A 12,859-nucleotide genomic window follows, 5' to 3' on the forward strand; every position below is an offset into this window, starting at 1 on the left:
TTCACCTTCGGTGTGTGCGAGGCTTGAGAGGTGAACGAGTTGGCTGGAGCCCTGTCCCCTTACCTGCAGCAGCACGCCGCGAATCCGGTGGCGTGGCGGCAGTGGAGCGCGGAAGCGCTCGCCGAGGCCGCGGAGCGGGACGTGCCGCTGCTGATCTCCATCGGCTATTCGACGTGCCACTGGTGCCATGTGATGGCGCATGAGTCGTTCGAGGACAAGACGGTCGCGGATGCGATCAACAGTCGTTTCGTGGCGGTGAAGGTCGACCGCGAGGAGCGGCCGGACCTGGACGCGGTCTACATGCAGGCGACGATGGCGATCACCGGGCAGGGCGGCTGGCCGATGACGGTGTTTTCGTTCCCGGACGGGACGCCGTTCTTCGCGGGCACGTATTTCCCCAAGACGCATTTCCTGCGGCTGCTGGACGCCGTGCACGCGGCGTGGACGACGCAGCGGGAGGAGCTGACGCATCAGGGCGCGGCGATCGTGGAGGCGAGCGCGCAGAGCGGTCCGGCGTTCGCGGATGTGACCGTGGCTTGCCCGCTGGACGGGCCGTGCCCGCCGGCGCCGCCGATCCGCACCGAGATGCTGGATGCGGCGGCGGCCACGACGATGGCGTCTGCTGACGCGGTGAACGGCGGGTTCGGCTCGGCGCCGAAGTTCCCGAGTGTGCCGGCGCTGCGGTTCCTGTGCGACGCGTATGTGCGCACCGGTGATGCCGCGCTGCTCGACCATGTGAAGCTCACGGCGGAGCGGATGGCGCGCGGCGGGATCTATGACCAGCTCGAGGGCGGTTTCGCGCGGTACAGCGTGGATGCGGCGTGGACGGTGCCGCACTTCGAGAAGATGCTGTACGACAATGCCGAGCTGCTGTGGCTGTATGCGCGGCTGTACGGGGAGGGCGCTTTGTTCGCGCGGGTCGCGGACGAGACGGCGGCGTTCCTGCTGGAGCGCTTCTCGACTGGGGAGGGCGCGTTCGCGGCGGCGTTCGATGCCGACACAGACGGCGTGGAGGGTTTGACGTACGCCTGGACGATGGCGGAGCTGGAGGCGGTCCTCGGCGAGGACGCGGCGTGGGCCGCGGCGGCGTTCGGGATCGATCCGGCGAATCCGAACTTCGAGCACGGCGCGAACGTGCTGGAGCTGCCGCGCGATCCGGAGGACAGTGCCCGCTGGGAGGCGGTGCGCCACCGTCTGCTCGCGGCCCGGCGCAGGCGTCCGCAGCCGGGGCGCGACGACAAGGTGGTCGCGGCCTGGAACGGTCTGGCGATCGCGGCGCTCGCTGAGTACTCGTCGCGCACGCGCCACCGGGATTCGCTGCTGGCGGCGGAGCGGGCCGCTGAGGTGCTGTGGAGGGTCCACGTGCGGGGGGACGGGCGTCTGGCGCGGGTCTCGCTCGGCGGTGTGGCCTCGGAGGCGCCGGGGATTCTGGAGGACTACGCGGCGGTCGCGCTCGGGTTCTTGCGTCTGGGCGGGGATTGGACGACGCGCGCGCAGGGTCTGCTCGAGCAGATCCGGGAGCATTTCACTGACTACGAGGGCGGGTTCTACGACACGGCGGCCGATGCGGAGGCGCTGGTGACGCGTCCGGCGGACGTGCACGACGGTCCGACGGCCTCGGGTTGGGCGCTGGCGGCGGCCGCGCTGCTCGAGGCGTTCCAGGTCACGGGCGATGAGACGTACAAGGACGACGCGTGGCGGGCGGTGGCGAGGGCCGAGCCGGTGATGGGCGCGAACCCGCGTTTCACGGCGGGACTGCACGCGGTGGCGGAGGCGCTGGTCCGCGCGCAGCACTGAGCCGGGGCGTTTTCCCGGACCGGGAGCCGTACTGCCGCAACGCAAGAACTTGCAGGCCAGCGGGTTGTGAATCACACTGCACTTCGTCGGAAATCTGCTTGCCGCTCGGCAAGCACCGTGCTTACGTTTGTGAGTTGTGAAGCCCAATCCACTGCGTCCTCCCACCCTGTCCCCCTCGGACATCCCCTCCGATCCCTGGCGGTACCTCTGGTACGTCGCCCGCGCGCAGACCGGCCTGGTCACGGTCGGGTTCGTGCTGTTGAGCGTCTCAGGTGCGGCCTGGATCCTGCTGCCGTGGACGATTTCGAAGATCATCGACGAGGTGCTGCTGGCGGGGACCGCCGAGCCGCTGCTGCGATGGTCGATCGTGCTCGTGGTGGTGGCGATCGCGTCCTCGTGGGTGTTCGTGGCCGGCTACCGGTCGTTGTTCATGGCCGAGTCGCACGCGCGCGTGCGCACGGTGCGGAACCTGACCGACCACCTGAACCGGGCCGGGACGGGCGTGCGCGGCGCGATCTCCCCCGGCGAGATGGTGAACCTCTCCACTGAGGACGCCCACAAGACCGGTTCGTTCATCTTCCAGCTCGGCTTCGGCTGGATGGGCCTGGTCATGACGGCCGTCGGCGCGGTCCTGCTGTGGCGGGCCAGCCCGGCGCTCGGGCTCACGACGCTGACCGGGGTGCTGCTCATCGGGTTCGTCGTCGGGCCGGTCCTCAGCCGCCTGCAGCACCACCAGATCGCCTACCGCTCCTCGGTGGCGACCCTCACCGGGCAGGCAAGCGATGTCGTCGGCGGGCTTCGCGTGCTGCGCGGGGTCGGCGGCGAGGAGCAGTTCTCGCGGCGGTACCGGGCGGCCTCAGCCGATCTGCGCGAGGCCGGGTACGGCGTCGCCACGGCGGATTCGTGGGTGCAGGGCCTGCGCGCGAGCCTCCCGCTCGCGCTCATCGCAGCGGTCACGTGGGTCGGCGCGCGCCTTGCACTGAACGGCACGATCACTATTGGGGAGCTGTCCGCGGCGTTCGGTATGACCGCGCTCGTCGCGCAGCACTCCGGAGCGATGATCGGCATGGCCCAGGCCGTGATCGCGGCGACCGTGGCCTCGCGGCGGCTGACCGCGTTCTTCAACACCCGCAGCGACATCGCCGACGACGGCACGGCCACCGGTGCGGCGGGCACGCTGCGCGACCCGGAGTCGGGCCTCGCGGTCGAACCGGGGCGGCTCACCGTCGTGGTGAGCGCCGAGGCGAAGCCCGCCGAGGCCGCCATGGAGCGCCTGGCCCGCTACCGCGAGTCCGACGCGAAATGGGGCGCGTCGAGCCTGGCCGACCTCGCGTTGGAGGAGGTCCGCGAGCGGGTGCTGCTCCTGCGCGACGACTACCTGTTCGCCCAGACGCTCGGGGAGACCCTGCGGGTGGACGAGGCCAAGGCGCTCACCGCGATCGAGGCCGCCGGCGCCGGCGACGTCCACTCCAGTCTCGGTTCGACGCTCGACGGGGAGATCACCAACGGCGGCCGGAACCTCTCGGGCGGCCAGCGCCAGCGCCTGCGCCTCGCGCGGGCCCTCGCCGCCGACGCCGAGATCCTCCTCGCGGTCGAGCCGACTTCGGCAGTGGACGCGCATACCGAGTCGCTCATCGCCGAACGCGTCGCCGCGGCCCGCGCCGGGCGCACGACCGCGGTCGTGACGGCCTCGCCGCTGTGGCTGGCGCGCGCCGACCAGGTGGCCTGGATGGTGGACGGCAAGATCCGCGCCACCGGCACCCACGCCGACCTCTCGCACCAAGACGAATACCGGTCCCTCACCTCTAGGCAGGAATCCTGATGAGTGCCAACGAGACCACCGGCCGCCTGCCGATCGCCGGCCGCGCCGCGATGATCGAGGCGATCAAGCGGCTGGTCATGGCCGACCGCCGCGCTTTCACGGGCGTCGTCGCCCTGTACGTGCTCGCCGCGGGAGCGGGCGCGGCCCTGCCCGTGATGCTCGGCGCGGTCATCGACGGCATCGGCACCGGCTGGACCGCGTCCCGCGTGGACCTGGTCTGCGGCGTGATCGCCGCGTGCGTGGTGCTGCAGCTCGTGCTCATGCGCACGGGCCGCCGCCTGGGCTACCGGCTCGGGGAGCGCGCTGCCGCGCGGCTGCGCGAGTCGTTCATCGACCGGGTGCTGCGGCTGCCGCTGGGCACTGTGGAGCGCGCCGGGACCGGGGACCTCGCCACCCGCACGTCGGGCGACGTGGGCGCGGTCGCGGAGCTGCTGCGCAAGACCGCGCCGGAGGTCGCGGTCGCCATGATCGAGGGCACCGTGATCATCGTGGCGGCCTTCGTGGTCAGCCCGCTGCTCGGGCTGCTGTTCGTGATCGGCATGCCGATGCTGTTCTTCGCCGGGCGCCGGTACCTGCGGCTGGCGAGCCCGGTGTTCCTGAGCGAGCGGGCCGCGATGAGCGAGATCGCCGAGACCGCGACCGCCTCGGCCGCGGGCTCGCAAACCGTTGCGGCGTACCGGATGCAGGAGGAGCGCGGTGAGGCCGGGTATGCGCGGGCGGCCACGCACATGGACCGCCTCAAGGGCATCGTGCGGCTCCAGACGTGGTTCTTCCCGGCCACGGACCTGACGTTCCTGACCCCGGCCGTGGTGGTCACCGTGGTGGGCGGCCTGTGGTACCTCAACGACTGGGTCACCGTGGGCGAGGTGGTCGCGGTCGCGATGCTGACGCTGCGCCTGGACGGCCCGGTGTTCCGGTCGATGATGTCGCTCAGCGAGTTCCAGATGGGCGGGGCCGCGATGGCCCGCGTCGAGGGCGTGCACCTCATGCCCGACGAGGTCCGCGAGGCCGCGCCCGAAGGCGCCGAGGTGCGCCTGGACGACGTGACCTTCGGGTACGGCGACGGACCGGATGTGCTGCACGGATTGAGCCTGCACCCGCGGCGCGGCGAACGCCTCGTCGTGGTCGGGCCCTCCGGCGCCGGGAAGTCCACGATCGCGCGGCTCGTCGCCGGGATCGACCGGCCCCGCGCCGGATCGGTGACCCTCGGCGGCGCGAACGTCGCCGACATCCCGTTGGAGACGTTGCGCCGCAAGGTGATCCTGGTGACTCAGGAGCACTACATCTTCACGGCCACGCTGCGCGAGAACCTCAACCTCGCCGCACCTGAGGCCGATGACGAAGCGCTGCTGGACGCGCTCGCCACCGTCGACGCCCGCTGGGCCGGGGACCTTCCCGAGGGCCTGGACACGATGCTCGGCGAGGAGCACCACCCGCTCAACCTCGCCGAGGCGCAGCAGCTCGCGCTGGCGCGCGTGATCCTCGCCGACCCCGACGTGGTGATCCTCGACGAGGCCACCGCGGGCATCGACCCCGGCAGCGCCGGCAATGTGGAGGCCTCGCTCGCGGCGGCCCTGAACGGCCGCACCGTGATCGCGATCGCGCACCAGCTCCAGGCGGCCGAATCGGCCGACCGGATCGCGGTGGTGCAGGACGGCCGCATCGCCGAGGAGGGCAGCCACGCCGAGCTGCTCGACGCCGGCGGCGCGTACGCGAGCCTGTGGAGGGCCTGGAAAGGCGTGGCGGCCTAGGACATCGAGGGCGGCCCGGGGCGGTGCCACGGGCCGCCTTTGCGTCTGCTCCTCCACCCGCAAGACAGACATTCCTATATGAGAGCCGCAAACTACCAGTAACCCGCATTTCGGATACTAGGGTGATCTCCCGTACCTGCGGCAGCCACGAGCTGCCGCGAACCTCGGACGGGAGCCTCCATGCCGCGCAACGCCACCACCCCTCAGGTCTACAAGCACCGCCTGGCCGGCTACACCTACTGGTCGCGACGCACCCTCTCCGACACTCCCCGCATCGCCCCCGTCGTCCTCATCGGCGGTGCCCTGCACCGCAAGGAGGACTGGGGCCGCGTCGAGCAGGGCCTGCTCGCCTTCGCCGACGTCATCTGCCCGGACCTGCCCGGCTGGGGCGACGCCGACCTCCTACCGACCTACCTCGGCCCGGACATTCCGGCGGAGGCGCTCGTGCGGCTGCTCGACGACCTGGGCATCAAGCGCGCCAACGTGTTCGCGGGTTCGTACGGCTCCTCCGTGGGCTACCGGCTGGCGCAGACCCACCCCGAGCGGAGCGCCCGCATGGTCCTCGCCGGGACCATGAGCGGCATTCCCGCCGCGTCCCGCCCGATGATGCGCGCCGCCGTCGCACTCGCCGAATCCGGTCCCCGCGAACGCTTCGGCCCGGCGGCCGTGGACGCGCTCATGAGCCCGCACCCCGACATCGCCTCCAAGGCCGTCGTCCGCCGCATCCTCTCGATGCGCTTCAGCAGCGCCGACGAAGCGGACCTCGCGAAGTTCGTCGCCAACACGAACCGGCTGCTGTCGCGCGACCTCATCGACCCTTCGATCCCGCCCGCAGTCCCGACGCTCTTCACCACCGGCGAGCACGACTCGCTCACGCCGCCGGAGCTGTGCCGCGAGCTCGCGTTCACCTGCCCTGAAAGCTGGTACGTCGAACTGGCCCGGGCCGACCACCTCATCCACCTGGAACGTCCGACCCAGCTCGTCGACCTCATGTCCCGCTTCTTCGCCGAGGAGAGCCTCGACGAACTCCCCTACGCCACGGTCGTCGAGGACCTCCGCCGCGTGCCCATCACCGCCTAAGCACTTCTTGTCGGACCCCGGCGCTACCGTGGAACGGTGGCAGCGCAGCCGGATGCAGCACAGCCGATTTACATGGAGCGTCGGCCGCAGGGGCCGCTGCGTCCGTGGTCGCCCTGCGCGTGGGTCCGCCGCGCACCTGGGGCCGAAGCGAGCACCACGCGGGTCGTGCCGGACGGATGCACCGATCTGCTCTGGCGGCAAGGCGCGCTCGAGATCGCGGGACCGGACACCGTTCACCGCGAAGTGCCGCTCGCACCGGGCGAACTCATCGTCGGCGTCCGGCTGCGGCCCGGCGCCGCGCGCCCGCTTCTCGGCGAGACCCCGGCGACCGCCGTGGCCGACGCCCAACCCGACCTGGGCGAACTGTGGGGCGCAGCGGCCCTGCGACTCGGCGAAGCCCTCGCCGAGCGGCCGGAACCCTGGCAGATCGCTTCGACCCTCGCTGAGGCGCTCGGCGACCGCTGCGACATCCACGAGCCCGACCGGATCGCGGTCGGCGTCGCGAACGCCCTGGACCGTCCCCACCCGCCCGCGATCGCAAGCCTCGCTTGGGAACTCGGCTACTCCGAACGCCAACTGCGGCGCCGCGTCCAGGCCGCGACCGGGTACGGGCCGAAGACCCTGGAGCAGATCCTGCGTTTCCGCCGCTCGCTCGAAGCTGCCGAGTCCGGACCGGACTGGAGCCGCATCGCGGCCGAGCAGGGCTACGCCGACCAGGCGCACCTGAGCCGTCAAGTGCGGCGCTGGTCGGGCGCGACCCCGCGTGACCTCGCGGCTCAGCGCGCCTGATCCCAGGCGCGCAGCGTCCGCAGCGCCTTCAGTGTGAACCCGGGCCGGGCCTGCTGCTCGATCGCCGGGTTCCAGAGCCGGTAGTAGATCGGCCAGCCGCCGTCCTCGCGTTGTTCAGAGGCGAGATGGTCCAGCGAGACGCGCAGCTCGCCCTCGGAGAACCATTGGGCTGCAAGGCTCCCCGGCTCCCCCGCGTACTCGCACGGATGCGTGAACTCCTCCTCCGCATACCCGGGAGGCGAGGCGATGCCGTCCGGGTTCGCCGGGTCGAGCAGCACCAGGTCGCCCTCCCGCACGAGCGCCCCGATCCGCTTCGCCTCGGCCTCGGCCCAGGCCCGGTCGGGCGCATGGTCGAGGAAGCGAAGCACGCTGAGGACCTCGTACGGATGCGTGGCCTCGAGCCCGCTGATCGCCTTGCGGCAGAACGCAGCGGCCCCGGTGACCCAGGGATGCTCGATCCCGTGCCCGAGCAGCATGCCTACTGTCCTCGCCGTGGTGAGCAGCCCGCCTCGGTCCTGCGGCGGCGGCTCGACCCAGGGCGGGCGCGGATACGCGGCGATGCTCGGGAGCAGATCGGGAACGCCGCCGTCCTCGGCCGTATGGCGCAGCAGCCAATCGCAGATCGGCCCGGCGACGCCCTGGTCGACCGCGTCGACCTCGTCGAGGATCTCCAAGGCGGCCATCGCCGAAAGCGGCTGCGGCGCAGGCCCCTTCACATCGGGTTCGATCGCGAACGCGAACCCGCCATCGGAAGTCCGGTGCCCCGCCAGCGCCGCCAGGACCGCGTCCTGGTCGCCCTCTCCCAGCCAGTACGCCATGCGGCGCTGGTCCAGTGTGCTCCCGGTCAGCCAGACGAACTCGGCCGCCCGCTCGATCATGGTGTCGTTGATTCGTGTCATGACCCCACGCTAAAACCGCGAGCCCTCGCCCGTCTTGAACAGAACGGACATCGCCGCGCGCGATGGACGAGTCCGGCAGCGGTCGGGACCGGTGTTCGCCGGCCCGACCGCAACCGGTTCAGCTCGTGATGCGGAAGGTCGCGTCGGCGCGGCCGGTCGCGGTGCTGATCGGGTCGAGCTTCAGCAGGTAGTCGTAGTGGCGGAGGTACCGGTCGGGGTGGCTGTGGGACCGGAACGAGGTCCACGAGCCGTCGGCCAGGCCCGACACGGCGTGGAAGGTGGCGTCGGCGGCGAACCTAGAGGAGCCGTAGTTCGGGTCCAGCCGGAAGTCGTAGTCGTAGTGGCGCAGGTAGTGGCCGGGGACGTTCGACGCTTCGAACGAGACGCCGGTCTTGTCGGCCAGGCCGGGCACGAGCCGGAACTGCGCGTCGGCGGCGGGGCTGATCGAGGCGTCCAAACGGGCGTCGTAGTAGGCGTGCCGCACGTACCGGTCCTGGTGGTTGTAGGACTGCAACCGGTTGAGAGTGGTCGGCTTCCGTTCCTGCACGTACGCGAGGGTGCCGAGCCCGAGCGAGTCGAAGCCGCCGGAGGCGGTGCCGTAGTCGCCGCCGCCGCCTTCGGGCCGGACTTTCGCGAGCATCTCCCACACGTTCGGCATGGCGCGGCCGAGCCTGCCGTAGTAGTGGGAGTAGACCAGCTCCCACACCGGTCGGATCTGGCCCCGTGCGCCTTCCGAGATCACGGTCTGCTCGTTGTAGGCGCAGTTGTGGCCGTTGTACCAGACGAACTTGGTGAAGGGCACGCTGCGACCGTTGTTGTAGCGGGCCACGTATTCGGCGGCCTTGGCGAACGCGTGGTCGCGAGCGGAGTAGAGGTCGATCCCCTGGTTCCAGGCCATCTCCATGAACTCGGCCATCAAGCCGACGCCCATCATCGTGTGGGCCTGGTCGCGGCCGGACTCCTGCCACTGGGCCAGGTCGCCGTGGATGAACGGGATCACGTGCTCGATCGAGCCCTGTCCCTTGCCGTTCCAGAAGTACTCGATGGCCTCGTCGACTTTGGCCTTGTCGTCGTTGAAGATGCCGATGGCGAGGATCGCGGCCATGTTGCACAGGTCCCAGTTGGCCCAGTAGTGGCCGTCGCAGGTGCCGTGGCGGCGGACGAGGAAGTCGTTGTTCAACGGGTAGAACACGTTGGCGAGCAGCGCCTGGAACCGGGCCCGGTCGAAGCCCGGTTCGTTGCGGACGAGTTCGGCGGCGTTGGCCGCCTGGTAGCCGTAGATGCCTGCCGCCAGGGAGGTCTCGGTCCACCCGGAGATCTCCTTCAGGGTTCCCGACCAGGCGTTGAGAATCCTCACCGCGCAGTCGCGGTGGGCGGTGTCGCCGCTGATCTTCCAGCGCAGCCCGTTCTGGTAGGCCGCGTGCATGTCGTTCATGAGCAGCCAGTAGTTCTCGGGGTCGGTGCCGTTGTTGCCGCGGATGATCCGCTCGACCGCCCGGGGCTGCCAGGTCGGGTGGGAGTGCGAGTTGGCGATGAGCCGGTTCCAGCCGGAGATCCACGGCTCCCGGTTCCCCTGGACGGCGCTTCGCATCCGGGCGAAGTCGTCGGTCTGGACCAGCATCCCGGGGTGGGAAAAGGACTGGGCACTGGCGATGCCGATGCCGCCGACCCCGGCGGCGGCGAGGCCGCCCGCGAGCATCGCTCCTCGGAGGAGGTGCCGCCGCCCGAAACTCGGGCCGCGGCGGGGTTCGGTCTGGTGCTGTTCGGGCATGGTGCTCCCTTGCGCCATGCGGTGTGCGACGCCGGGGAAACGCCACCGCGCTCTTCGGACGGTCGACGCGGGGACGCGCCGCCGTTAACAGAGAACGATATCTTAAAAGGTTTATATATTTCAATAACTGACTCTATATTCATCAGACCTCTGCGCCCCCACAGGTTCGGATACCGGGACAGAAGGGCGACAGAGCTCTCTATTCGACCGGATGCACCCGATGTTCTCCTGAACCGATCAACAGATAACGGTTTCTGTCACGGTCAGCAAATATGGATGCAAAAGAGGGATCATCTACCAGATGATCCTTCAAAGCTATGATGTCCGATTTTGTGGCCCCGAAGGACCGCCAACGGCCCATCGAGGACTATCTCGATGGGGCGCTCCAGAGAGACCCCTCCGCGCGGTACGCCATCGGACTTTCCAGCGTCAAGACCATCCTCCGCGACGCCGGAGCCCGCAAGTACACGGCGCGGCTCTAGGAGTTCCACTCGGCGGCGCCTGCCTGGCAGGCGCCGCCGACTCCATTCGAGAGCTAGTCAATGGAGTCTTCGATGTCGGCGAGGTGCTATTCGATCAGAGATCGCTTGCAGGCCTTCAGGAAACGACCGTGAAGCCGAGACTCGACGCGGCAGTCTAACGCTAGGCGTACCAACAAACTTCCGTGGAGCCGTTGACTACACATCGAGATCTCTCTATAGTTCGAATCGCCGAAAGATTCATCAGATGTTTCGGAGCCAGGCTGCGATATGTGAACGATAACAAACATTCCCGTACCCGCGTCCGCTAAGGAGCACCCGATGACATCGGCCGCACCCGATTGCTCGATCCTGTCCCGCTGAACCGAAGGCATGGCCGCGCTCGCGGCGGCCTCCGTCGACTGACCGATCCGGGACCGGACCGCGGCGCCAGTCCGCGACCGCCCGGTCCCACCAATGAACCGCATCTCCATGACCCCGACGAACCTCGACTAAGGAGGCCACTATGGCCTGGATGGAAACCCCCAAGAGCCGCAGGCGGATGCTGATCGGCGGAGCCGGCGTGCTCGCCGGGGCCGCCGCCGCGACCGTGCTCAACCCGTTCACCGCAGCCCAAGCCCAGCAGTCGACCGACCCCACCGCCTGGTACGTGCTGGTGAACCGCAGCAGTGGCAAGGTCCTGGACGTCAGCGGTGTGTCCACCGCCGACGGAGCCCAGCTCCACCAGTGGACCCGCACGAACGCCGGCAACCAGCAGTTCCAGTTCGTGGACGCCGGCGGCGGCTACTACCGGATCAAGGCGCGGCACTCGGGCAAGGTGCTCGACGTGTCCAGCTGGTCGACCGCCGACGGTGCCGCCATCCACCAGTGGACCGACCACGGCGGCACCAACCAGCAGTTCCGGCTGGCCGACTCCGGCAGCGGCTACGTGCGCCTGATCAACCGCAACAGCAACAAGGCGGTCGAAGTCCAGAACGCCGCGACCAACGACGGCGCCATCGTCGTGCAGTACAGCGACTGGGGCGGCAACAACCAGCAATGGCAGCTCGTCCGCGTCGACAGCGGCAGCGGCGCCCTGCCGGCGACGTACAACTGGACATCGACCGGCCCACTGGCACAACCGCAGAACGGGGAGGTCTCGCTCAAGGACTTCACCGTAGTCCGCCACAACGGCCAGTACCTTGTCTACGCGACCACACACAACTCGGTAGCGCCTCCCAACGGCGCCTGGGGCTCGACGGTCTTCAGCCCCTTCACGAACTGGTCCGACATGGCAAACGCCACCCAGACCAGGCTGCCCTTCAACGCCATCGCGCCGACGCTTCTCTACCTCGCCCCGAAGAACACCTGGGTGCTCGCCTACCAGTGGGGCTGGCCGTACAGCTTCTCCTACCGCACCTCGAGCGACCCCACCAACCCCAACAGCTGGGGCCCGCACCAGGAGCTCTTCACAGCAACCCTTCCCGTCGGGGCCCCCATCGACCAGACCCTCATCGCTGACGACCGGAACATGTACATGTTCTTCGCCGACGACGAAGGCAACATCTACCGGTCCAGCATGCCCCTCGGGGACTTCCCGAGCAGCTTCGGCTCGAACTACACCAGGATCATGACCGACACGAGAGAGAACCTGTTCGAAGCGGTCGAGGTCTACAAGGTCCAGGGTCAGAACCAGTACCTCATGATCGTCGAGGCCATGGGGGACAGGGGTCGCTTCTTCCGCTCGTTCACGGCCACCAGTCTCGACGGCGAATGGACACCCCAGGCCGGGGCGAACACCCAGAGCAGCCCGTTCGCCGGCAGGGCCAACACTGGTGTCACCTGGACCGCCGACATCAGCCACGGCGATCTGGTGCGCACCAACCCCGACCAGACCAAAACCATCGACCCCTCCAACCTGCAGTTCCTCTACCAGGGACGCGACCCCAGCTCTGACGGCATGGACTACGGCCGCCTGCCCTATCGGCCGGGTCTGCTGACCCTGCAGCGCTAGCGGCACGACACAGGTCCGGCTCGGGTGTTCCTGAGGCAGCGGGCGGGCTCGGTGCGAGACCGAGCCCGCCCGGATCCTTCTTCGTCGGGTCGCAGTTCAACGGACCGGCAAGTCTCGGCGACTACGAGGGAACGGCCGAAGCCCTCGCCGGTCGGTTCCGCGACCACTCGTACGTCTTTGGCCTCCAGGACTCGTAGAGTGCGTCGACCGATGCCGGGGCGCCGTCGACTGCCAGGCACAGCTCGCCGGTGAGGACCACCGCCAGTGCGATGTTAAAGATTGCCCAGAGGGCTTCTCACCCGCAATCACCCTTGGAACAGCAAAAAGCGGTCATCAACCTGATGACCGCTCATGTACTAAATATCCGATTCTGTGGAGCTTAGGGGATTCGAACCCCTGACCTTTTCATTGCGAACGAAACGCGCTACCAACTGCGCCAAAGCCCCTTGCGGCGACAAGGTTAGCACAGGCGCCGGAG

The 12,859-nt window shown here is 69.2% G+C and carries 9 protein-coding genes and 1 tRNA gene; 7 read left to right on the top strand and 3 right to left on the bottom strand.

Features of this window, described 5'->3' with window-relative positions; all coding sequences use genetic code 11:
* The first annotated feature begins 30 nt into the window (after window positions 1-30).
* The 5 genes from ACFO8M_RS04895 to ACFO8M_RS04915 all read left to right on the top strand — a co-directional run bounded on the left by ACFO8M_RS04895 (window position 31) and on the right by ACFO8M_RS04915 (window position 7,239).
* Window positions 31-1,797: a thioredoxin domain-containing protein gene (locus ACFO8M_RS04895; RefSeq protein WP_387971352.1), complete on the top strand. Its 1,767-nt coding sequence runs from the start codon at window positions 31-33 to the stop codon at window positions 1,795-1,797.
* A gap of 136 nt (window positions 1,798-1,933) precedes the next feature.
* Window positions 1,934-3,619, top strand: coding sequence for an ABC transporter transmembrane domain-containing protein (locus tag ACFO8M_RS04900; RefSeq protein ID WP_387971355.1), 1,686 nt, complete (start codon window positions 1,934-1,936; stop codon window positions 3,617-3,619).
* The gene (locus tag ACFO8M_RS04905) at window positions 3,619-5,370 is read left to right on the top strand and encodes an ABC transporter ATP-binding protein (protein ID WP_387971358.1); all 1,752 of its coding nucleotides are present in this window, start codon (window positions 3,619-3,621) and stop codon (window positions 5,368-5,370) included. The genes ACFO8M_RS04900 and ACFO8M_RS04905 overlap by 1 nt, the downstream gene beginning before the upstream one ends.
* 180 nt (window positions 5,371-5,550) lie before the next feature.
* Window positions 5,551-6,450 (top strand): alpha/beta fold hydrolase, encoded by a 900-nt coding sequence (locus ACFO8M_RS04910; protein WP_387971361.1) that lies wholly within the window; start codon window positions 5,551-5,553, stop codon window positions 6,448-6,450.
* Between the two features lie 72 nt (window positions 6,451-6,522).
* Window positions 6,523-7,239 carry a helix-turn-helix domain-containing protein gene (locus ACFO8M_RS04915; protein WP_387971684.1) on the top strand — a complete coding sequence of 239 codons (717 nt, stop codon included), beginning with the start codon at window positions 6,523-6,525 and terminating at the stop codon, window positions 7,237-7,239.
* Here the strand turns inward: ACFO8M_RS04915 and ACFO8M_RS04920 are convergent.
* Window positions 7,227-8,138 (bottom strand): hypothetical protein, encoded by a 912-nt coding sequence (locus tag ACFO8M_RS04920; protein WP_387971364.1) that lies wholly within the window; start codon window positions 8,136-8,138, stop codon window positions 7,227-7,229. The two genes, ACFO8M_RS04915 and ACFO8M_RS04920, sit on opposite strands and share 13 nt — an antisense overlap.
* 118 nt (window positions 8,139-8,256) lie before the next feature.
* A complete protein-coding gene (locus ACFO8M_RS04925; RefSeq protein WP_387971366.1) occupies window positions 8,257-9,909 on the bottom strand; it encodes an AbfB domain-containing protein in 1,653 nt (550 codons plus the stop codon).
* Window positions 9,910-10,229: 320 nt separating this feature from the next.
* Here ACFO8M_RS04925 and ACFO8M_RS04930 point away from each other — a divergent pair, with 320 nt between their 5' ends.
* Together ACFO8M_RS04930 and ACFO8M_RS04935 are read left to right on the top strand one after the other, a co-directional pair.
* Window positions 10,230-10,391, top strand: coding sequence for a hypothetical protein (locus ACFO8M_RS04930; RefSeq protein ID WP_387971369.1), 162 nt, complete (start codon window positions 10,230-10,232; stop codon window positions 10,389-10,391).
* A 511-nt stretch (window positions 10,392-10,902) separates the two neighbouring features.
* Window positions 10,903-12,381, top strand: a complete 1,479-nt coding sequence (locus ACFO8M_RS04935; RefSeq protein ID WP_387971686.1) for a non-reducing end alpha-L-arabinofuranosidase family hydrolase — start codon at window positions 10,903-10,905, stop codon at window positions 12,379-12,381.
* Window positions 12,382-12,754: 373 nt separating this feature from the next.
* On the opposite strand, the gene ACFO8M_RS04940 is transcribed toward ACFO8M_RS04935, so the two are convergent.
* A tRNA-Ala gene (locus tag ACFO8M_RS04940) sits at window positions 12,755-12,827 on the bottom strand.
* Window positions 12,828-12,859 lie beyond the last annotated feature (32 nt).

Origin of the sequence: Glycomyces rhizosphaerae, assembly GCF_042647865.1 — a bacterium.
Classification (GTDB): Bacteria; Actinomycetota; Actinomycetes; order Mycobacteriales; family Micromonosporaceae; genus Glycomyces; species Glycomyces rhizosphaerae.